General features: G+C 47.0%; 14 protein-coding genes. 9 read left to right on the top strand and 5 right to left on the bottom strand.

The annotated features are described in order from the left end of the window. The first annotated feature begins 96 nt into the window (after window positions 1-96). The 3 genes from H5647_RS01220 to pfkA all read left to right on the top strand — a co-directional run bounded on the left by H5647_RS01220 (window position 97) and on the right by pfkA (window position 4,187). The gene (locus tag H5647_RS01220) at window positions 97-363 is read left to right on the top strand and encodes a hypothetical protein (RefSeq protein WP_045855677.1); all 267 of its coding nucleotides are present in this window, start codon (window positions 97-99) and stop codon (window positions 361-363) included. Window positions 364-742: 379 nt separating this feature from the next. Next, window positions 743-3,091 (top strand): putative bifunctional diguanylate cyclase/phosphodiesterase, encoded by a 2,349-nt coding sequence (locus tag H5647_RS01215; RefSeq protein ID WP_162926258.1) that lies wholly within the window; start codon window positions 743-745, stop codon window positions 3,089-3,091. Between the two features lie 133 nt (window positions 3,092-3,224). Then, the gene (pfkA, locus tag H5647_RS01210; protein WP_045855674.1) at window positions 3,225-4,187 is read left to right on the top strand and encodes a 6-phosphofructokinase; all 963 of its coding nucleotides are present in this window, start codon (window positions 3,225-3,227) and stop codon (window positions 4,185-4,187) included. A gap of 88 nt (window positions 4,188-4,275) precedes the next feature. On the opposite strand, the gene H5647_RS01205 is transcribed toward pfkA, so the two are convergent. Next, on the bottom strand, window positions 4,276-8,079 hold the full coding sequence (locus H5647_RS01205) for a hybrid sensor histidine kinase/response regulator (protein WP_082086918.1): 3,804 nt from the start codon (window positions 8,077-8,079) through the stop codon (window positions 4,276-4,278). A 220-nt stretch (window positions 8,080-8,299) separates the two neighbouring features. Between H5647_RS01205 and H5647_RS01200 the strand changes: the two genes are divergently transcribed. Together H5647_RS01200 and H5647_RS01195 are read left to right on the top strand one after the other, a co-directional pair. After that, window positions 8,300-8,680 carry a nucleotide pyrophosphohydrolase gene (locus H5647_RS01200; protein WP_045860947.1) on the top strand — a complete coding sequence of 127 codons (381 nt, stop codon included), beginning with the start codon at window positions 8,300-8,302 and terminating at the stop codon, window positions 8,678-8,680. A 23-nt stretch (window positions 8,681-8,703) separates the two neighbouring features. Further along, window positions 8,704-10,905: an FdhF/YdeP family oxidoreductase gene (locus tag H5647_RS01195; protein ID WP_052691798.1), complete on the top strand. Its 2,202-nt coding sequence runs from the start codon at window positions 8,704-8,706 to the stop codon at window positions 10,903-10,905. A gap of 17 nt (window positions 10,906-10,922) precedes the next feature. On the opposite strand, the gene H5647_RS01190 is transcribed toward H5647_RS01195, so the two are convergent. Continuing rightward, window positions 10,923-11,879, bottom strand: a complete 957-nt coding sequence (locus tag H5647_RS01190) for a type 2 periplasmic-binding domain-containing protein (RefSeq protein WP_052691797.1) — start codon at window positions 11,877-11,879, stop codon at window positions 10,923-10,925. 74 nt (window positions 11,880-11,953) lie between these two features. On the opposite strand from H5647_RS01190, the gene H5647_RS01185 reads away from it, so the two are divergent. The 3 genes from H5647_RS01185 to H5647_RS01175 all read left to right on the top strand — a co-directional run bounded on the left by H5647_RS01185 (window position 11,954) and on the right by H5647_RS01175 (window position 14,919). Then, complete coding sequence (locus H5647_RS01185) at window positions 11,954-12,856, top strand: TolB family protein (protein ID WP_045855672.1); 903 nt, start codon at window positions 11,954-11,956, stop codon at window positions 12,854-12,856. A 92-nt stretch (window positions 12,857-12,948) separates the two neighbouring features. Beyond that, window positions 12,949-13,953, top strand: a complete 1,005-nt coding sequence (locus H5647_RS01180) for a lysophospholipid acyltransferase family protein (RefSeq protein WP_236074725.1) — start codon at window positions 12,949-12,951, stop codon at window positions 13,951-13,953. A 69-nt stretch (window positions 13,954-14,022) separates the two neighbouring features. Beyond that, window positions 14,023-14,919 (top strand): type 2 periplasmic-binding domain-containing protein, encoded by an 897-nt coding sequence (locus H5647_RS01175; protein WP_052691796.1) that lies wholly within the window; start codon window positions 14,023-14,025, stop codon window positions 14,917-14,919. Here H5647_RS01175 and H5647_RS01170 read toward each other — a convergent pair. Continuing rightward, window positions 14,916-16,199, bottom strand: coding sequence for a GGDEF domain-containing protein (locus H5647_RS01170; RefSeq protein ID WP_045855671.1), 1,284 nt, complete (start codon window positions 16,197-16,199; stop codon window positions 14,916-14,918). The two genes, H5647_RS01175 and H5647_RS01170, sit on opposite strands and share 4 nt — an antisense overlap. 325 nt (window positions 16,200-16,524) lie before the next feature. On the opposite strand from H5647_RS01170, the gene H5647_RS01165 reads away from it, so the two are divergent. Further along, window positions 16,525-21,177, top strand: a complete 4,653-nt coding sequence (locus tag H5647_RS01165) for a response regulator (RefSeq protein WP_082086917.1) — start codon at window positions 16,525-16,527, stop codon at window positions 21,175-21,177. A 64-nt stretch (window positions 21,178-21,241) separates the two neighbouring features. On the opposite strand, the gene H5647_RS01160 is transcribed toward H5647_RS01165, so the two are convergent. Together H5647_RS01160 and H5647_RS01155 are read right to left on the bottom strand one after the other, a co-directional pair. Continuing rightward, complete coding sequence (locus H5647_RS01160; protein WP_045855670.1) at window positions 21,242-22,207, bottom strand: YbgA family protein; 966 nt, start codon at window positions 22,205-22,207, stop codon at window positions 21,242-21,244. Between the two features lie 20 nt (window positions 22,208-22,227). Further along, the gene (locus H5647_RS01155; protein ID WP_045855669.1) at window positions 22,228-22,920 is read right to left on the bottom strand and encodes a ChrR family anti-sigma-E factor; all 693 of its coding nucleotides are present in this window, start codon (window positions 22,918-22,920) and stop codon (window positions 22,228-22,230) included. Window positions 22,921-22,925 lie beyond the last annotated feature (5 nt).

Here is a 22,925-nt window from a genome sequence, read left to right as displayed (position 1 = left end):
CGATAAGCTGTAGTGCTTCATAACGGGATTTTTTAACGCGGCTCGTTTAGGCAACTATACTTGCGAGAACCTTAAAAAGGTAATCAGAGAAATACTGTGTTATTCGAGAGGAAACACCGCCGTGGCTTGGGTTTTAACGTGAGCTTATGCGGTTTAGTTTTATTGGCGGGATGCGACAAGGTGTTGCATGCAATACACCGTTGGCAATTACAGACCTCTGTGGTGGCTGAGAGTGCGGGTTTTCGAGAACTCACGTTGTTAACCGACGCCATTGCGCAGATGAGCCGTGGGCGTCTACTGATAACGCCTTATCCATCTGGCGAATGGGTCAGAGGCCCCGATATTTTTCGAGCGACCTCTTGAAATGGGAAATGGCAGGCCGAATGGGTGGAGTAGCTATTACCCCGCTTGGGCGGAGGTTGGTTCCACGCCATTTGATTGTATGAATTTAGATGCCTCAATGATGTTTTTTATCCTTGGGGAAGGCTCGTTAATGGCAAACATGTTGTCTGAGCCTTATGGCGTTATTTGGCATCACCGATTTTATCATTGCATGGTTTTTTTCAGATGGACACAGGCTGGTTTACGCCGTGGGTAGCATTCTACTGGTGTGGTACTTGCCCCCTATCGAGAACGGGACGAGAAAACGAGCGTATTGTGCAAAAAAGAAAAAATTTAAAGCGTTTTACGATGATTACTATCAGTGGTTCGGGCCATATCAATAATGCAATTTCAGTTATCAATGAAATTATTTTTTGTATTAACACTGATTACTGTTGCGGTAATGAGCGCGTTTATAGGCTTACGGTATTATTGGGTTTCCGATCAGCGGCAGCTGGAATTACACGATCGTGCGGTTGAAGTGGCACAGCGTGTAGCAGACTCGGTGAAACCTTCCATTTGGAATATTCATATTAGCTCGTTTAATCGGCATTATCCGTCTGAAGTGGCGTCGGTTATTATCGACGCTGAGCTCGCCTCTGATTTTGTGACCGCTATTAATGTGTATGGAAATTTTGGGCATCTCCATTTGGGGCGAGAAAAGAATGAGCGTGGGCAATTGGTTGATATAAAATCGCCCTACAATCGAGCTGTGAACAGCCCGCACGAAGTTCATATTCATCAAGCCATACGTGAAGGTACCATGACCATTGGCTCGGTTGAGGTGGTGTACAGCCGTTTGAGTTTGAAAAGTGCGTTGTACAGTGGTCTGCTACTTGAGTTGGCTCAGGTGGCGGTAGTGAGCACGCTATTTGTTGCGCTCTTGTATTGGTCGTTACGGCAATCGCTTATTCGGCCAGTGCGTTCATTGCAGGTTGCGCGGCAAACGCTCGACGCCATTACTGAAGGGGTAGTAATGACGGATGGGAGTTTTAAAGTTATAGAGGTGAATAGAGCATTTACGCAGCTCACCGGTTACAGCACACTCGATCTCTATGGTAAGCGGCCACAATTAAAATTGGCCGAACGTAGTGCGGGCACAACCTTATGGCAGCAATTGAGGGAATTAAAACAATGGTCGGGAGAGGTGGCTGTAAGGCGAAGAGGGGCATGTTCCTTTCCTGCGCGTTTAAATTTTAATGAAGTGTGGCACGATGGTAATAAAGTGTGTCATGTGGGCGTCATAACGGATATCAGCGCGCAAAAAGCCTCCGAAATTGAGTTAGAGCGCATGGCCTATTTTGATGCACTTACTGCCCTGCCGAACCGGACTAACTTTCTTAAAACACTGGAACATGAAATTCAACTCGCCCAGCGGCATTCCCGGTCGTTGGGGCTTCTGTATATAGATCTCGATAATTTTAAATGGATCAATGACCGCCATGGCCATACCGTCGGCGATCAATACCTAGAGAGTATTGCTAAGCGCTTTAAAAAACGTGTGCGTAATACAGATTTTATTTTTCGGTTAGGTGGCGATGAGTTCACCGCGATTGCAACAGATGTGTGCGATGAAGCAAGCTTGCAACACTTGGCGAAAGATTTAATTGAGATGACCAATGATATCTTGTTGCTGGAGGGCAACCGTATACACGGTGGTGCAAGCATCGGTATTGCGTTGTACCCGCGTGATGCCGGCAATGCGGAATCGCTTATTAAGCGTTCAGACGCCGCTATGTACCGTGCGAAAGAGCTTGGTCGTAATCAATTAGTTTTCTTTTCGGCGGATTTAGAATCTGAACGTAAAAATACTCGAGAATTAGAAGAGGCCTTGCGTCGAGGGTTAATTCGAGACGAATTGGTCGTGTATTTTCAACCCAAAATCCTCTATCAAATGGGTACAGATACTACGGGTAAAGTACACAGCGAAGCGATCTCCAGCAGCCGAGTACAGGGTGCAGAAGTTTTACTGCGTTGGTTTCGGCCGGGCCACAGCATTGTAAACCCCTTTGATTTTATTCCGGTGGCCGAGCAAAGTGATTTAATTGTAGATATTGGATACTGGGTAATACGTGCGGCGTGTGCGCAGTTAGCCCGATGGCAACACACCTCGTTAGAGACTATAAGTTTAGCCGTGAATTTATCGCCTAGACAGCTCAGCCATGACGATTTGGTGGTGCGTCTTTGCGATACGATAGCCGAGTTTGGCGTAGATCCGTCGTTGCTTGAGTTGGAAATAACGGAAAGTGCTGTGATCGAAAACGTTGAGCAGTCGGTAGAAGTGTTAAACCAACTGAAACAATTGGGTGTTACGATTGCGATGGACGATTTTGGCACGGGCTTTTCGTCACTGAGTTACCTAAAGCGCTTACCCATAGATGTGCTTAAAATTGATCGTTCCTTTATCAATGACTTACCGAATGACGACGATGATGCGGTCATTGTCAATGCGATATTCTCGATGGCGAGAGCCATGAATATTCGTGTGGTGGCCGAAGGTATTGAAAACTACGCGCAATTGCAGTTTCTATTGCGACAAGGTTGTGAGTGCAGTCAAGGGTTTTTCCACTCACGCCCGCTCCCTGCAGCCGATTTTGAGCGCTGGGTTGGCTTGTTCAAAATTCGTATTGAAAAGGCTTTGTCAGAGTCATCAGCGGGTCAAATAAGCGGCAGATATGGGATTTCACCGGCATTAACCGGCGGTTCCTGATATTATTGCGCCGGTTTTTGCTTGCCAGGCGAAATCGCTCAACTAACACGCTTTTCATATAGGTGAGAATAAGAGCTTAATTGGGGGCTCCTTTTTCTCCACCTCGACTTAGCTCAGCCTACAGGATTATAAGATGGTACAAAAAATCGGCGTTTTAACCAGTGGCGGCGACGCTCCCGGAATGAATGCAGCTGTTCGTGCTGTAGTACGTAACGCGTTGCACTACGGTTTGGAAGTGTACGGTATTCACAATGGCTATCATGGCCTGTATCACGACGAAATTAAGCTGCTGGACCGTCGTTCGGTTGCCGATATGGTGAATCGTGGCGGCACTTTTTTGGGGTCTGCTCGCTTTCCAGAATTTAAAGATGAAGCGGTACGACGCGAAGCGATTAAAAACCTTGAGAAACACGGTATTGAAGCGCTTGTAGTTATTGGTGGCGATGGTTCCTATATGGGCGCTAAAAAGCTCACCGAGATGGGTTTTCCGTGTATTGGTATTCCAGGCACCATCGACAACGATGTAGCGGGCACCGATTACACCATTGGTTATTACACGGCACTGAACACAGTGTTGGAAGCTATAGACCGTTTACGCGATACGTCTAGCTCCCACAAACGCATCTCCATTGTCGAAATAATGGGACGTTACTGCGGTGATCTTACAATCTTCTCCGCGTTGGCCTGTGGTGCCGAATTTGCGATTGTGCCCGAAAAGCCCTTTGATGAAGAAGCTTTCATACGCGATATTAAAGAGCATGTCTCTGAAGGTAAAAATCACGCAATTGTGTGCGTTACTGAACATATTACCGACGTCAACGCTCTGGCTAAGCGAGTAGAACTCTCTACTGGGCTAGAAACACGCGCGACAGTATTGGGGCACATTCAGAGGGGTGGCGCGCCTACAGCCTTTGATCGTGTATTGGCGAGCCGTATGGGGGCTTACTCGGTTGAATTATTACGTGAAGGGCATGGTGGCCGCTGTGTGGGTATTCAAGCCAATGAGCTCGTGCATCACGATATTATCGATGCGCTCGATAATATGGTTCGTCCGTTTAAAGAATGTTTGCTCGATTTGTGCCATCGTTTGGCGTAAACACCGGCGTATAACACACGGTTAAGGCCGAAAAGGGATGTGAGTTAATCACATCCCTTTTTTTATGACGCAATTAAGCGGCTATGGCCTATTTTGACACTAATTTTAAATGTACATCCACTTTGGAGATAAGCTCGGCACTTGCGGCGGGCTTCGATAAAAAGTCGTTACCCCCTACGCTATAAGCCGTAACGATATCTTTGTCGCGGGTGCTGGCGGAAAGAAACAGTATGGGTAATACCTTTAGCGGGTAGTCGAGGCGAATTTTTTGGCATACGTGGTAACCGTTTATGTGAGGCATAACAACGTCCAGTATCACCAAATCAAACGAATCTTTCTCTGTTTGATGGGCTAAAAGTGCCAGAGCCTCTTCACCTGAAGCGGCCTCAACGACCTGATAGTTGTGCGCCCCCAGCATGGCTGAAATCACCATACGGCTGGCGCTATCGTCGTCGACAATTAATATGCGGTATTGGGCAGCGTTTGCCGGCGTTGGTACCTGTGTGAATATATCTTGCTCTATGCGCTTGTGAGAGGCTACTGGGTAAATTGCCGAACGGGCGGCAATAGATTGCCCCAATCGGTGGCGTGTTTGCTGCCGTTGGCTGTTGTCGGCGGTAGTCGCGGGGTTGGATTTTAAGAGGTCATCGTCGGCAATGGGCAAGTCGAATATAAACTCCGAGCCCGAACCTAGTGCTGAGCGCACTTCAATTTTTCCGTTATGAAGTTCTACGAGTTTGCGGCAGACGGTTAGCCCTAGGCTTGTCCCTTCGATGTAATGTTCATTAACAATCTCTGTGCGTTGAAACGGGAAGAAGATGGCCTCTAGTTGGTCGGGATCAATCCCTATGCCGCTATCTTCCACCGAAATTCGAATATGTGATGACTGCACTTCACCGCTGATGGTTACAAAGCCTTCAGCGGTATATTTTATAGCGTTACTAATGAGGTTAATCAGTATTTGTTCTAAGCGCGCTTCGTCGGCCAATACCCGTGGCATACGCGGCGAAAGTGCATTAATTAAGCGCACGGGCTTGGGTTCTGCCATAGGGGCAACGAGAGAAATGACCAGCTCGGCCAGCGCATAAACATCAACGGGCTGAAAATGTAGTTGCAGTTTGTTATCGGCCAATTGTGAGTAGTCGATAATCTCATTTACCAAGCCGGAAAGCTGTTTACCGCTGCACGCTATAGCATTGAGCTTTTCGCGAGTGCCTTCGCTGTACTGGGTTCTAGGCTCGTTAAGAATAGCTTCGGATAACCCCACCATATTGCTCAAGGGTGTGCGCAATTTATGCGATGTGTTAGCGAGAAAATCATCTTTTAATTGGTCGACTTCTTCTAAACGCTTATGTAATACGCGCTCTTTACTAAACGATTGCCGGCTAACTAGCACAAAAATCACACCGTAAATGGCGGCCATAAAGACTAGTCCGTATAAACAGTATGCCCACCACGTTCGCCAAACAGGCGGTAAAACGGTTAGTTCTATGGTGGTTTCTTCTTGGCTCCAGATACCGTCATTATTCGCCGCTTTCACGTGTAGTTTATAGTGGCCGCTATCGAGGTTTGTGTAGGTTGCAGTGCGGCTTGTGTCTGCAGGCAGCCAATCCTGATCGAACCCTTCTAGCCAATAGGTATAGTGGTTGAGTTCTGGTGAGCGAAAATTGAGAGCCGAAAATTCAAACGTAATCATTGATTGTTTGTGCGCAATTTCTACCGTGTCGGTGTACTCAATCGCTTTTGCTAGTAGTGAATTCTCGTCGAGGCGAGAGACGGATTGGTTAAATAACTTAAAATCTGTAATCACGACCGGTGGTTGATAGGCATTGGGTTGTAGGTCGTCTGGCTCGAAAAGTACAAAGCCACGGCTATTGCCGAAAAAAATCTTTCCGTCGTGCGTTCTTAATGGGGTATTGCGGTTAAACAAGTTACCGGAGAGGCCGTGCGCTTTATTGTAATTGCGAATAGTGCCCGTTGCGGGGTTGAAGTAGCTTAAGCCTTGTTGGCTACTGAGCCACAATATACCGTTATTATCTTCAACAATGCCGGTAACAACATCGTCAGGCAGGCCATCCTCCATCGTGTAATGGGTGAACTGCTCTGTTTCAGGATCAAATAAATTTAAACCGCCACCGTGTGTGCCAACCCAAATACGGGCTTGGCTATCTTCGTAAAGTGCAATAACGTAGTCATTACTAATGGCCGAAGCGTTGTTGCTTAATGTGCTATGGCGGGTGAAACGGTGGGTTTGAGGGTCGAGCTGAAATAACCCTCGAATAGAACCAACCCAAATACGATTCTGCGAGTCTTCTAGCATCGCGCGGGTGTAAAGGGTAGCATCGCCATCCATTTGATCTTGGCGAGGCAGGTAGCGGGTAAAGCTATCGGTCTCGGGGTTATAACGGTTCACCCCGGACTCGGTACCCACCCACAAACGCTGCTGGTGGTCTAATAGTAGAGCCCATGGTTCTTTACCTAATAACGAATTCGGATTGTTTTCTTCAGGCAGATAATGCTTAAACGTGTTTGAATCAGGGTCGCGCCTGTTTAGGCCGCCAGACCAAATGCCGAGCCAGAGCGATTGTTTGTGATCTTCTAATACCGACAGAACCGTATTCCCACTTAACCCCTCTGGATTCTTGGCGTCGTAGAGGGTGCGTGTGATCCGGCGGCTATCGCGATCAAAATAATTCAGGCCGTAGCCGGCACCAATCCAGAGATTGCCTTCATCATCTTCAAACGACGATAATATGCCGCCATCGGCCACGGTGTTGTCATCGTCGGGGTCGTAATTGTGGTTACGAAACACGGCGGCTTGGTGGTCAATGAGGTCGATGCCCGAAGGAAAGTAGCCCACCCAAATATCGCCGGCCTTATCTTGGTAAAGTCGGTTAATAACGAAATTGCCGGGTGAAGACGGGTCACCCGCGCTGTGGGTGAAGCGAGTAGTGGCGCTATGGTTACGATTGGGCGGCACAACGGACACGGCACTGCCGTCTCCGATCCACATATTGCCGTCTTTATCTTCTACAAAATCCCAGACATTGCGACTTTTTTCACTGTTTCCTGTGTCGTGAGCAAACGGTTCAAAACTATCGGTTGATCGGTCGAGGACAAAAATACCACGACTATAAGTGGCGGCCCAAACTACGTCGTTGTGATCGACGTATAAACGTCTAATATCGTTAGGGATGCGGTTGCCGCTGAGTGGCGCAACCTCATTAAAATGTTGAAAGTGGTTGCTGGCGAGGTCAAAACGGCTCACGCCTCGGTTGTAATTGCCCACCCAAAGAGAGCCTTGCTGATCTTCGGTAATGGACGTAACAACGCTATCGAGGTCGTTATCGTTGGACGGCGAACTGATATGGTAGCGATGATAGGCTTGGCTATCACGATCGAATGAGTACAACCCGCCGCGAGTACCGAGCCAAAGATGGCCTCTCGAATCTTCAAAAATACAGCGGATATCGTCGGCATTTAACGCCGTTTTTGTGGGGTTTGGGTGATGAAAAACAGTAAAGTCATCGGTTTCTGGGTGATACCGATTGAGGCCTTCACGAGTGCCCACCCAGAGCGTGCCTTGGGTGTCGACGAGTAGGGAGTAAACATAGCTTTGCGATAACGAACGAGGTTTTTTCTCATCGTAGCGGTATAGTTTTAATTGGTAGCCGTCGTAGCGGGCAAGGCCGTTAGAGCCGCCAAACCACATAAAACCAGCGTCGTCTTGAACGATGGCATTGATATAACCAACAGCCTCCATTTTGCTTTGCAAAATGTGACGGAAGGTTACGCTGACAGGGTCATGGCTAGCAGTGGAAAACGGTGATGTTAAGCACACTACCCCCATTACAGCTAAATAAAAAAGTAGTACACGTGCTGTTTTTATCACGAGCCGCAGCCTTAATCGATATTATTGTTATAACCACTTACTTAGGTGTGTAATTCTAGCAGTTTTGTTGCTTATTGTAGGCCATATCTATTGGCACCATGTGGTTCTTAATATTACGGTGCCTTAGTGTATTCATTATGGCTGCGCGTGATGGCGTTTGATAAGTTTACGCTATTACTTCAGGATAAAAACACCCTCAAACCGTATGGACACCAAACTGATGTCGACATCTTCCGATTTACCGAAGAACTTTCGTTCACTTGACGATATTCAAGAGTATTTGCGTACTTTTGCACACGAGCGCGATTGGGAAAAATTTCACGCGCCCAAAAACTTAGCGATGGCGCTAGCGGTAGAAGCTTCTGAATTAATGGAAATCTTTCAATGGTTGCCGGAAGAGGGCTCGCGACATCTAACGATTGAGCAAATGTCGGAGGTTGAAGCAGAAATGGCCGATGTATTCCTGTATTTGTTGCGTATGGCCGATGTTCTAAAGATCGATTTAATGGCAGCAAGCGAACGTAAAACCGTATTAAATGAACAGCGTTACCCCGTCGAAAAAGCAAAAGGGCATGCAACAAAATATACGAACCTCGACTAATTACCTTTAACGGTGTGTTTTGAATGATGAAAAATAACAATCAAATAGTGGGTGGTGGCTGGAAGGCTGTATTGAGCGTGTTGCGGTATGCCCAGAAAATAGGTCCGTATAATTTATGGAAAACACTTCGTTCAAAGAATGCTTGCAAAGCTTGTGCATTTGGCACTGGCGGCCAAAAAGGCGGGTTTAAAAATGAAGCGGGTAGAGGTATAGAAGTCTGCAATAAAAATATTCAAGCGCATTTAAGCGATGTGCGAGCGGGTATACCGGCTACCGTTTTTCTTAGCACCTCCATCGCTGAATTCAACCGCATGAGTGGCCAGCAGTTAGAGGCGTTGGGTCGGCTTACTATCCCCCTGTATAAAAAAGCGGGCGACACTCATTTTACGCCACTCAGTTACGACAAGGCTCTTTCGCTGGCGGCCACTAAGTTAAAAGCCGCGAGCCCCGAGCGTAGTTTTTTCTATGCGTCGGGTAGAAGTTCTAATGAAGCCGCTTTTTTGTTGCAACTTATGGCACGGTTATACGGCACTAATAATGTTAATAATTGTTCGTATTACTGTCACCAAGCGTCAGGGGTTGGTTTAACGTCAACACTTGGTACTAGCACGGCAACCATTCGTTATGACGATTTAGATAAGGCCGATTGCATTTTTGTTTTTGGTGCTAACCCTGCATCTAATCACCCGCGTTTTGTGAAAGCTCTAATGCATTGTCGTCGTCGTGGGGGCAAAGTAATTGTGGTGAACCCTGCGAAAGAACCGGGCATGGTGAAATTCGCATCGCCCAGTGATTGGCGGTCGATGCTAAAAGGCGGGGAAGATATTGCTAGCCATTATGTTCAACCGCATTTAGGGGGTGATGTTGCCTTTATGCAGGGGGTGGCCAAATGGGTGTTGGATAATGCGGCGCACGATACTGACTTTATCGAACACAATACTGAGGGTTTTGACGATTTTTCAGCAAGCATTCACGCGCTAGAATGGGATGATATTGAGCGTAACGCGGGGTGTTTTCGGCACGAAATCGAAGCGATTGCCGCTGAATACGCTGCGGCTAAAAATGTCGTGTTTAGTTGGAGTATGGGGCTTACCCATCATCATCATGGCGTGGACAATATTGAGACGCTTGTCGCTTTGGCGTTGTTGCGCGCAATGGTGGGCCGTCCGGGAGCGGGATTATTACCGCTACGCGGGCACAGTAATATTCAGGGTACGGGCTCTATGGGCTTTACACCGGCGTTGAAAACTTCGGTGGAGGAAAAGCTTCAAGAACGATTAGGTGCGAGCCTTCCTCAGGCCACAGGCCTCGATACCATGGCCTGCATGCACGCTGCCAGCGTGGGAAATATGGATGTCGCTGTTATGCTTGGGGGAAATTTACTGGCGTCTAACCCCGATCATAATTTCGCGGTTGAAGCGATGAACCGTATTAATTTTAAGTGTTTTATCACCTCGACACTTAACTCCGGGCATGTTGGAGGCAGCGAGGGCGAGGTGTTAATTTTTCCTATAAAAGTGCGCGATGAAGAGCTTCAGCCAACAACACAGGAATCGATGTTCAATTTTGTGCGTTTGAGCAATGGTGGTATTAACCGGTTCCCGCAATTACGGTCAGAAGTCGATTTAATTGGTGCCTTAGGCGAAAAATTGATAGATATAAAACGATTGGATTTTTCCCTTTTTAGGGATCACCAGCGTATTCGAGACTTTATTGGCGATGTTGTGCCGGGGTATTCGGCGGTAAGCACTATTGGCCACTCACGGGAGGAGTTCCACATTGCAGGGCGTACGTTGCATCAGCCTGTTTTCCCAACGGCAACGGGTAAGGCGGCCTTCGTCTTTTCACCTACAGCTAAAAGATCACACTCGGGCATTTGGCGAAATCATGAGGGTGAGCATGAATTTACGTTAACGAGCGTTCGTAGTGAAGGGCAATTTAATTCTATTATTTATGATGAACGTGATACCTATCGTGGGCAAGAAAATCGTTGGGTGGTGTTGATGAATCCTCGCGATATGCAGTTATGCGGTTATCACGAAAATTCAAAGGTGACAATTAGTACCGATACCGGCGAGATGAAAGCGTTAAACGTTAAACCGTTTGATGTGCGGTGCGGCAATATTATGGTGTATTACCCCGAAGCAAATGTACTTATTCCGCGTGGCACCGACGAGCGAAGTAAAACGCCAGGGTTTAAATCGGTTGCGGTTCGTGTGGTGTAAATGCTTCGCCAGTGTGATTAATCGAGATCTATATTAATTGTGGTGGGAGGGATGTGGTACCACAAACGTTTATCGGTATAGGGCGTTTGTGGTGGCATAAGGGGGTTATTAATACTCATCATTTTTCGGCGGTATAAGTGCGACTGCTGAATGTAATCGCTAAACGTTTCGTTAAACAATGCATCCATAGAGCCGTCTTCTAGTGCGATCTCAAAGCCCTTTTTCAGCAGTGTCGCATGTGCAGTATTGTGTTTAGCGACGAACATATAATAGGCCGCCGGATACTGTAGCAATAGGGTGTTCTCTACAACCAAATTTTGCTCCCGAACGAAGGAGGCTTCACGCCAAATTTCAGTCACAGAGCGGGGGAAATAGTCTGCTCTTTTTAGGGATACTAGTTCAGCGAGGCTGTTCCATTCGTCGGTTACCCAAAGCTCAAAGCCATTACTTCTTAAGACACTGCTATCAGGCCAGTAGGTGCCCTGTACACCGCTTAATTTTTTGAGATCGTCTACGGTTTCAACATTATCAAATAACGGTTGGTTTCCGTCCCGAATGAACAGCAGCCGCCAACCAATTAACCCTTTGTATAGCGGTACCCTAATGGGGATGAGGTCGTGCTCAAGGGTATTATTTGTCATATACCAATGTACGGTATAGCGGCTGTTGTTGAGGTAAAGAGCGCTACGGCTTTCGCGCATTGGTGGCATTTTAATGGTTGATAGGGTGTAGGGTTCGCCGCTTTTTGTGAGTACAAGTTTTAGTATCTTAACGAAGTAGGCATCGCGTATACCGTAGTAAATGTCGTCGGAGGAGGGGTACGTAAAGTGTAAAGGCTCTACGCTTGTTTGAGCGTTGGCTTTAACGGGCAGTAAGGCGACTGTAATCAAACACCCTATTGACAGGGTGATTAGCAACCGTTTGATTTCCGCATGCTTGTTAGCGGAGTGTCGCGAACTGAAAATTGAAGCCAAAGGATATTCCGCTGATCATCACGTAGTGTGCTTTAGTATAGACGTATATGCCCACCTCTATACTTGAGATTACTATGACGACAAGCCCAGCTGCCTCCTCCTCTGATGAACCTTGCTCCACTGCGCCGCCAGCCATTGAAAGCCGCCTGGAAATATTGACCCTTGCGACCGGTGAACGGGAGACGCGTTATGCCCAAATGGGCATCTTTGAAGCCCCTAACTGGCACCCGTTCGACCACTATCTGATCTATAACCGAGAAGGCTTGTTGTATCGGTTTGATCTTGCTACCGGTACCGTGCACCCCATTGATAGTGGGTTTGCCACCCGCTGCAATAATGATCACGGTATATCGCCGGACGGTAAGCGGATTGTCATCAGTCATCATGCCCTGGACAGTGATGATGAATCGGTAATCTACCTTTTGCCTATCGACGGTGGCGCGCCCTTTAGAGTGACAGAAAAGTGTCCATCCTATTGGCATGGCTGGTCGCCCAATGGTGAGCGTTTAGCCTATGTTGCAGGCAGGGCTAGTAGCCCCGATTATGATATTTACGACATTAGCGTAGACGGAGGCGACGAACGTCGGTTGACGCAAACGCGCGGTCTTGATGATGGGCCCGACTACTCTCCCGATGGCGGTACTATCTACTTCAACTCTTATCAAAGTGGCATGATGCAGATTTGGCGTATGGATGCCGATGGCCGCAACCCGAAGCAACTTGTGCATTCGCCGCATTCCGATTGGTTTCCGCATCCGTCACCCGACGGAAAACAGTTAGTGTTTATTCGTTATCTAGACGACCAGCAAGAGGCGCACCCGTTTGGTCGTGATGTGAAGTTGGTTTTATTGGACCTCGAAACCGGCAACGAACGTGATATTACCGAGGTGTTTTTCGGTGGGCAGGGCTCACTCAATGTACCCAGCTGGTCGCCCGATAGCACACAATTGGCGTTTGTCAGCTACCGTCAGGTCTAAGCTGCCGCATTGTAGAGAGATAATGCAGTCGCAATTTGGCGCTAGCTGGGAAATAATGCGCCACCCTTGTGTTGTTAAAGTACCGCTGCTCCATGACCTTAAACGCTAGTGATGATACCGCCGAGACCATAACGCCCTATAAACCGAGGGATAACACCGGTATCTCTTTTAAAATGTGGCGAAAATTTTTCTTAAATCGCTCGCCACGTTATTGGGCATTGGGTGTCGTGCTGCTGTTTTGCCGTTTGTTGGCGTTACTTCCTCACAGCATACTTCTACGGCTGGGCGCCGGTTTCGGCCACCTTATAGGATGGCTTTCGCCCCGCGTACGCGGCATTGCGTGTGTGAACATTCAATTGTGTTACCCCGAGTTAACCCCGAGAGAACAAGAGGCGTTAGTGAAGGCGAGCTTTCGTGAACTCGGTATAACCTTCGCCGAAACGTTTAAATCGTGGTTTGGGAATGTGACCAAACTCTATTGGCCGAGTGCTACCCAAGAGGGCTTGGAGCATTGGCGGGCAGCGCTCGCGTCCGAGCGGGGCATCATCTTAATGGCATGCCACTTTGGCAGCCCGGATTTGAATGTTGCCTTAGTAGGAAGCTTAGTGCGCAAGGACCGAACTTTTGTCTTTACCTATCGAAAGCCGAGTGACTCTATCGTCGACGCATTTATTTGTGATGCCAGAGGCGAATTTGGGGACCACCTCTTCCCCGTCAATAATCTCGTGGGGATAACTCGCGCGTTAAAGAAAAAAGGGGTTGTGTGGTACGCCCCCGACATTGAAGTTAAAAATAAAAATAGCGTATTTGCTGAATTTAAAGGCGTACAAGCCTCCACTACTCTCGCCATTAGTCGTATTGCGCGGGCAACCAATGCGCTTGTTGTGCCCTATGCCCACTACCGTAATGACGATGATCGAACGTACCGGTTGAGGATATTTCCTGCGCTCGATAATTTTCCCAGCGATGAGCCTATCGCCGATACCAGGGCCTTAAATCGTGCGATTGAAGCTATTATTGAGCCGCACCCAGAGCGATATTGGTGGAGTATTAAACGTTTCAAAAATCGCCCGGAAGGCGAGAAAAAAGTGTACTAATCGGCAAGATGAGGAATCAGCAACTAAACTTTACTACGTTGACGAATTCTACTTCCGTGGTTTACCCGCATGCACACACCCTTCATTAGCATTGTTGCGTTGGCGCTGAGTGTCGTAGTGTTGGTTGCGCAGGGACACGCAGCATCGCCAGAACCTACTGTCAGCCCAGACCTTAGCCGTACCTCCCAACCTGTTAGCCCGCGTTCAACGGTGCACAAAGTCGTATTCCCCTATCTGTTATCGCATGATATTAACCACGAAGATTATTATTTTTCTCAATTGTTGCGCCTTGCGTTAGACAAAACGACCAGTGAATTTGGGCCTTGGCAATACGGTATGTATACCGAATGGCTACGCGATAAGCGCCTTCGCTTTGCGCTGAACAAAGGAACTGTCGATGTTATCTGGTCAACCTCCAGCAAGGCGCTAGAGAAAGAATTGCGAGCAGTCAAAATTCCCCTGTTAAAAGGCTTAAGCCAATACCGGCTATTATTGATTCATGAAGAGGATCAGGCGAGGTTTAGTGCGATTAATGGCTTAGAAGCGTTAGGGCAGCTACGTGGCGGAATGGGTGCGCAATGGCCTGATGCAAAAGTAATGCGTGCTAATGGCCTCCCGCTGGTGACTGCCACCGGTTACGGGAAATTATTTAAAATGTTGGCCGCTAGGCGTTTCGACTATTTTTCGAGAGGTATTTACCAAATACATTCAGAAGTGCATTTCTACCCCAACTTGCCGCTGGCAATTGAAGAAACGTTGTTGTTGGAATATCACGGTGCCCTTTATTTTTTTGTTGGAAGAGACAATGAGCTGCTGGCAAATCGAATAGAAGCGGGCTTACATTTGGCGCAGCAAGATGGCAGCTTCGATAGGCTGTTTTACAGTGTGCCTCGGTACCAATGGGCTATGAAGGAACTTAAGAAGAACAACCGCCGTGTATTAACGTTGAAAACGTTTCCGCCTTAATCTTGAAAAACACAGCAGTTACGGCCATTATTTTTCGCCGCATAAAGTGCGTCGTCGGCACGCTTTAATGCTTTTAGAAAGGGCTCATCTTTTCTGAATAGCGTCACACCTATACTGATAGTGATAGTGAGTGGGTCGTTTTCTTCAAAAGTATAAAATGCTACAGCATTCCGTAATTTTTCAGCTAACTCCATTAGGTTGCTCTTTTGAATGTCGCTGGAAATATGCAGAAATTCCTCGCCTCCCCAACGTCCCACCAAATCTGAATCGCGTGTATTAATGGAGATTAGCTTAGCCATCGATTTCAACACTCGGTCACCCGTGTCGTGCCCTCGCCGATCGTTAACGCGTTTAAAATGATCGATATCGAAAATCATTAAACCTATATTGGTGCGCCGTGGTGTGGTCGCAATGAGCTGGTCAACAAATTGTTGGATGCCTGTTCGATTCTGTGCGCCGGTGAGATGATCGGTTGTGGACTTCATCTCGTACAGATTTTTTTCTTCTTCTAGGTGTTTATAGTTACTTTTTAGTTCTCGAATTAAACGTTCTTTTTGGCGGGTTTTGTTTCTTAGTTGGTATAACCGTGTCGACCCCTCATAGATGAGAATCGCCATCCAAAGCATGATTATAATGAGGTAAAGGTCGACGGTTTTAATGAAGTCGCCTATTAACTCTATTTTATGAACGGTGAGCGTATGGGGGCCTAAATTTAAGTGGTCAATGCCCAGCGCTTCGATGGTATTGAGTTCAACAGCGGAGTGTTCGCGGGAGATTTGATATTGGCTAATCCACCAATCGATAACGGTGAACTCGTCAAAATTAATCAATACGGCTTCGTCCAAATCTTTTGTGTGAAGCACCATTGACATAAATTTAGAAGAATTTGTGTCCTCCATGCTGGTATACGCGGGATTGAAATTACGCAGGAATATACGTACACGTTGGGCGTCGCCTTCATAGGTGGCGTGTAGTTTAAAGCCGTTATAAGCGGAAAAATCTAGGCCTTCACCACGGGGAAGTTGAAACGATATGGAGTACCCGCAAGAAGGGTATACATCGCTTTCAATTCGGTTACAAAACCACTTACCGGCCGTTTTGTCGAGCCATCGAACCTCGCTTACGCCGCCAAAATCTCTATCGGAATACAGTGTTTGGTCTACATAAGCGTGGGGGTGAAGGGTTTTTGTCTTTTTGGGCAAATAAGGCTCACTGATTAGCGCCATAACAGTAATGATGGCAGCGAAAAAGCGAACACTGTTGTAGTAATTAGAACTCATAGAGAAGAATGTAACACTAGTATTGTTATCTCACCAGTATAGACCACGTCAACATGGCTGAGTTTTCGTCAACTATGGGCTGGCATGGGGAGGGCAGGCGCGTTAAAACGTAGGTTCGTCGGTGTTGCGAATAGCCGATAAGCCTACTGCGAACCTCAGGTGAACAAGAGCATCTGATCTATACTAAATTTATATTGTATTAATTGTTGGTTTTTATTTTGCTCCCCTATCCTAGGTACGCTGATGTATCGCGACATTCGCGCTGTCTTCTCACCCTGTATATGCTCATGCGTAACGCCTGCGTTAGCAGCTTTTGGTCGTGCGTATGAGTGAAGGTGTACGGCTCGCTAAGACCCAGTATAGAGTTAAAAAAACTGGCCTGTATACACGGTTGATGTTCGCGGCGATGCTAAGCCTCACGTGTGGCCTTGTGGTGGCAACAAGCTGGTCGAGCTATCGTCAGTTTGAGCAAGTTGAGCGTACCGATGTATTGCAGCAGTTAGCACTTATTCGCGCCAAAATCGAAGGTAATATTGCAGCAAACGTACAAACGGCGCTAGGGCTAGCGGCGGCCATCGCGGCCGATCCCGCGTTAACACAAGGGCAATTTACCCGTATTGCATCGCCGCTTTTTCGAGGGCATACACAGCTGCGCAATGTTGGGGCTGCACCTGATATGGTATTGCGATTTATCTATCCGTTAGAGGGAAATGAGTCTGCAATAGGGTTGAATTATCGTCATGCGGCAGACCAGTGGGCGGCCGCAAGTGAGGCTCGAATGACCGGAGAGCTAATTGTTGCTGGGCCTGTCGAGCTAAAGCAAGGTGGGCAAGGATTAATCGGCCGATTACCGGTATTTGTCTATGACGAAACAGGCGAAAGCGGAAAGTTTTGGGGGTTAGTCTCGGCGGTTATCGACCTCCAGCGCTTCTATGAAGATAGCGGTCTATTTAGCGATGATTTAACCATTAATATTGCGATAAGAGGGCGAGATGCCACGGGCCATAACGGCGAGCTATTTTACGGAGACGAGTCGATATTTAAGGCGAACCCCGTAATTGCAAACGTCTCTCTCCCTTCTGGCTCGTGGCACATGGCGGCAGTGCCCAAAAAAGGTTGGACATCTTATTGGTTGAGTGTGTGGCCGCTTTTTTTGATTGGCGTGATACTGATCGGCATTTTACTTGGGCTGGGGGTCTTTATTCTTCGGCTCACGCTTAGGCGCGGTGAGCAGGAGGTGCGTTTACAAGGGTTGTTTGATCTGTCGCCATTGGGTATTGCGCTAAATGATTTTACTACAGGTGAGTTTTTAGATGTAAACGGCGCTTTAATTACACCTACAGGGTACACCCGTGAAGAATTTTTTTCGTTGAATTATTGGGATTTAACGCCGGCTGCCTATGAACAGGAAGAATTAGAACAATTACGGTTGTTAAGTAATCATGGCCGCTATGGGCCCTATGAAAAAGAATATATTCGCAAAGATGGCAGCCAATATTCTGTATTACTCAATGGCGTGTTAATTGAAAATCGAGCTGGTCGACAGCTTATTTGGTCGATGGTCGAAGATATTTCTGAGCGAAAAAAATCTCAAAGAGATTTAGAAGAGTCTCGATCTGAATTGCAGAATTTCTTTGACCATTCCGTTAACTTTATGGTTATCCTCGATCGAGACGGCGTTTTTGAAAAAACCAACGCGAGTTTCACTTACGCATTAGGTCTGGTTAGTAGCCAGGTTGTAGGTAAATCGATGTTTGATTTTATTCACCCGGAAGATGTTGAAGCGTCCAGGCTCGAGTGCCAAAAAATACTCTCTGGGGAGGCGAGCGTAGGCTTTAACAATCGATTTAAATCAAAGGCGGGTTCGTACCGAAACTTAAAGTGGCACGCCGCTGCCGACATGAGCACAGGAAAAATATACGCGACCGGTATTGATGTTACCAGCCAAATCACGGACGAAGAAAAAATATTACGCCAACAGGAAATGTTGGAGTCAATGAGCCAACAAGCGAATATCGGCGCTTGGGAAGTTAATCTCGAAAGTAATAAACTCTATTGGTCAGATATGACCAAGTCAATACACGGTCTTTCGTTGTCTTATAACCCAACCTTAGTCTCGGCGCTTGAATATTATAAGCCGGGAAAAAGTCGCGCCATAATGGAAGATGCGATACAACTGTGTATGGAGCGCGGAGTAGACTTCAACGAAGAAGTTCAAATTGTTACGGCAAACGACCGTGAGCTTTGGGTGTTGGTAACCGGTAAGTCAGAGCTGGTGAATGGCCGATGCGTTCGTATATACGGTTCTTTCCAAAATATTAATGCGCGAAAAATTGCGGAGAAAAAAATAGAGAATACCCGCAAAGAACTAGAACAACAGATGGCCTTATTGGAAGTCATTGCCGATTCGCAAGCCAGCTTTATTGAGCAATCGGATATCAAGAAATCCTTCGATTCATTGCTGAATAACATTCTACAACTTACAAGCAGTGAATATGGATTTATCGGCGAAATTATTTATTTGGAAAGTGGAGACCCCTATCTGAAAACATGGGCAATAACCGAAATAAGCTGGAATGCTGAAAGTAAATCGCTCTACCGGAAAAGTGAAAATGAGGGCATGGAATTTTTTAATATGCAAAGCTTATTTGGTGCGGCGATTACAAGCTTAAATCCTATTATTTCGAATACACCAACGTCGGATTCTAGGCGCGCAGGTATACCCAAAGGGCACCCAGAATTAAATTCATTTTTAGGAATGCCTATTCGCCGAGGTAAGGAAGGTATTGCCATGGTCGGGATTGCCAATAGGGCCGGCGGGTATTACGAAGAAATGGTGGATTGGTTGCATCCCCTATTAAACAGCATTGGACAGTTTGTAGAAGGTGTACGAGGCATTCATGCTCGCAACCAAGCGGAGGAACAACTGGTTTCGGCCAAAAATGCTGCAGAAGAAGCGGCTCACGCGAAAAGCGAATTTCTGGCCATTATGAGCCATGAAATTCGTACGCCGCTGAATGGCATTATGGGCATGTTAAATTTACTTTCGCGCTCAGGAATGAGCTCAGAGCAAAAACGAAAACTCGATATTGCATCTCATGGCTCTGAAACCTTACTGACGATTATTAACGATATTTTGGACTTCTCCAAAGTTGACGCCGGAAAAATCGCGTTAGAATGTTTGAATTTTAATATCGCAACGCAGCTCGACGAATTTGCAGAATCGATGGCAATGCGAGCGCAAGAAAAAGGCTTGGAGCTTATTATTGATCAAACGGCCATTGAATACCCTATGGTCAATGGCGACCCTGGCCGAATCAGGCAGGTCATGACCAATCTGGTCGGCAACGCTATTAAGTTTACCAGCCATGGGGAAATCGTTGTGCGCGCCAGTTTGACTCCCACCGGCGATGATCTTGAATTGCGCGTTAGTATTTCGGATTCAGGCATTGGTATTCCGCCCGAGAAAATATCGGCGTTATTTGATCCTTTTACGCAAGTGGATGCCTCCACAACGCGCACCTACGGTGGCACTGGGTTGGGGTTGGCTATCTCGAAAAAACTCTGTGAATTAATGGGCGGTAATATTGCGGTAACCAGCGAATTGGGGCGAGGGAGTAATTTCGAATTTTACCTGCATTTAGAGCGAAGTAATGTAGAAGACAGGCAACCGAACTTGGATTTGCGCAACAAGCGCATTTTGGTGGTTGATGACAACGCAACTAATTGTGAAGTGATGCGTAACCTGCTCGATATCTGGGGCGCGGACGTCGATACCGCTGATAACGGCGATCATGCGTTAAGCGCCTGTATGACACACGTTGAAGCGCCTTATGACGTGATTGTTATTGATCAAATAATGCCGGCTATGCAAGGCGCGGAATTGGCCGAACAGATAAAAAAAATTGAGCCGCTAGCGGCGATACCTTTGGTGGTAATGAGCCGCATGAGCGAAGTATCGTTAGGCGCATTAGCGCAAGCTGGGTTTAGTGGCCATATATCGAAACCGGTTACCGGGAGTCAATTACGCGATTGTCTTTCGATCGTGCTTGAGGGTGGATCTACATTATCTACTGTTTATAGCGCGGATCGGTCGCGGGTAGGTGTGAGTCATTTGACCAATGAAACCGTTCTTTCTGAAGCACTACACCGAGTATTGTTGGTGGAAGATAACCCCGTTAATCAAGATGTTGCAAAAATGATGTTAGACGATGCGGGTGTTGTCATTGATGTGGCCGGAAATGGTATAGAAGCTTTGGATGCGTTATTGGCGGCCACGGAGGAGGACCAATATTCTATCGTGTTAATGGACTGTCAAATGCCGGAAATGGATGGATACGAAGCAACGCGTCAGATAAGACAAGGCAGCGCCGGAGACGGCTATCGTGATATTCCCATTGTCGCCATGACCGCAAACGCAATGAAAGGCGACCGAGAGAAATGTTTTGCGGCAGGTATGAATGATTATATCAGTAAGCCGATTGACCCGGAGCTACTCGAGAAAAAAGTGCAGCAATGGCTGGAGGATGCAGCGGCAATCTCGACGTTATCCGCTCGGCAAGCCGATGCAGCGGCAGAAAAAATCGCAGCCCCCACATTTTCCCGCCCGCAGACGAACGACGTTGACGGCAATGAAGATGACGTTGAGTGGGATATCTATGCGCTTCTTTCGAGCCTCAAAGGCCGAGATGATCGAGTAAAACTACTGCTAAAATCGTTTAATGGTCGAATGGATACCGTTATTGCTCAATTCGATCTATCGGTTGATAACAAAGATACCGATGCTATCGGTTTTATCGCGCACTCCATTAAGGGCAGTGCCGGCCAGTTAATGGCTAGACCGTTACAGCAGGTTGCTAAAGAATTAGAAGAGGCGGCGCGGTTAGAGCAGCACGAAAATGTATTAGCGTTATGCCCAACGTTTCGGGGAATGACGGTAAGCTTGTATGAAAAATCGCTGGCGTACGTGAAAGATTAGAGCGTTTTTAAGCAGAGTCCTCGCGCCTTACGAACGTAATCTATGGAAGGCCAAACGCGAAATACTAAAAGTTAAGCTCGTCTGGGTAGGGAGAAAGATAATACGATTTAGCGATATAATCATCGGGGTGTTTACGAAAGTGATGGCGCAGCAGTGTACGAGGAATTGTTAACGGTGCATCCTTCAAACGACAATCTTCTATAGCTTGCAACATTTCTTTTTTGTCAATGCAGTCCAAATGAGGGCGTAAATAGCCTTGAATATGTTGCAATACATTGATGTGGTTTTTTCGGGTAGAAGGTTTCTTTAATACAGACATTACCGCTAGAATATAATCGTCGGAAAATGCTTCGACGTTGTCTTGAGGAATGTTCGAGAGTAACTTGCCCAGCTCGCGATAACGTTTTTGATTGTGGCTAAGAATAATAAATTTATGACGGCTATGAAAATCTAACAATCCCTGAGCGCTAATGCCGGAGGCTACTATTTTTTTCCACCGAGCATATACATATACGCGTTCAATAAAGTTTTCACGTAATTGCGTGTCGTTTAGACGACCTTCTTCTTCGCAGGGCAGTAAGGGATTGTTGGCCATAATTTGCTGTGCATATAAACCAACCCCTTTACGCGTAGGCTGTTCATTCTGGTAGGCCTTAACGCGCTCCATGCCGCAGCTAGGAGAATCTTTTTTAAAAATATAACCGCATAAATTTCGCACCCAATGCTGCTGTTCGTCACCACACTCCAAGAGAGGTTGAGTGAAATCTTTGGTTGGGTCTCGAGTGCCTACAACGCGTTGTACGGGGTTGTTCCTATCGCCTTCCAGTACAATTCTAATAGGCTCCCGAGGAATGCTTAGGCCAATCGCTACTTCTGGGCAAAAAGGGGAAAAACGAAAGAACTTTCCCAGTGTATGATGAATGTAATTATGGTGCTTATGGCCGCCGTCAAAACGCACCTTCTCGCCCAATAGGCAGGCACTAATACCAATCGTAATTTCGGGTTCACTATGCGTGTTAGTGTTTGTCACAAAATGGCCTTCAATGGCAATTATATTTGAGCGTGGTTTTTACGAACCAAGGGGTTAAGTAATCGAGTAAACCAGCCGGTGAATTCTATGGGTGCATCTAAAACCATCAAGCAAATACATTCAGCATCTTTTGTGACAACGGGCTTATGTTTATGCCGGCTATCGCGTGAGATGAAATCGCCTTTACGGTAAATGCCCCCTTCATCTGAAAAACTCCCCTCTAAAACAACTGTAAGTTCGTCACCGGTATGGCGATGATGTGGCATCTTGCCGCCGGCCTTTACTCTACTGAGCGCAATTTGAGCACCGTCTTTATCTTTTAACAGTGTAGCAATTTTTATAGAGGGGGAAACCGTCGTCCACTCTAGGATGCTATAGCCACCGCGTATAAATTGATGCAACGACCTTGGCACGTTATAGCGATCGGGCTCAACATCAAGGTTCGGGCGAATGTCCACAATAGCGGGTGATGGCGACTCTTCGTCGAGTAACGCCATAACCTTATCTTTCAATGGTTCTAGTCGAGCAGGGTGTGTCGTTTCCGGTGCCAACTGCTGGAAGAAGCTTGCGCCTAACTGGCTGAGTTTTTGTGTTTGTTGACGGCACGCATCGCAATGTTCGAGGTGAGCCGCTAGGCATAGCGCGTGGCTAAGGCGCACGCTACCGGACGCGTAATCGGCGAGAATTTCTGGAGAAGGGTGATGTAATTGCATGCGTC

The sequence above is a fragment of the Teredinibacter purpureus genome, assembly GCF_014217335.1.
GTDB lineage: Bacteria > Pseudomonadota > Gammaproteobacteria > Pseudomonadales > Cellvibrionaceae > Teredinibacter > Teredinibacter purpureus.
The sequence above is the reverse complement of the archived record's forward strand: the minus strand, read 5'-3'. Positions and strand labels throughout refer to the sequence as shown.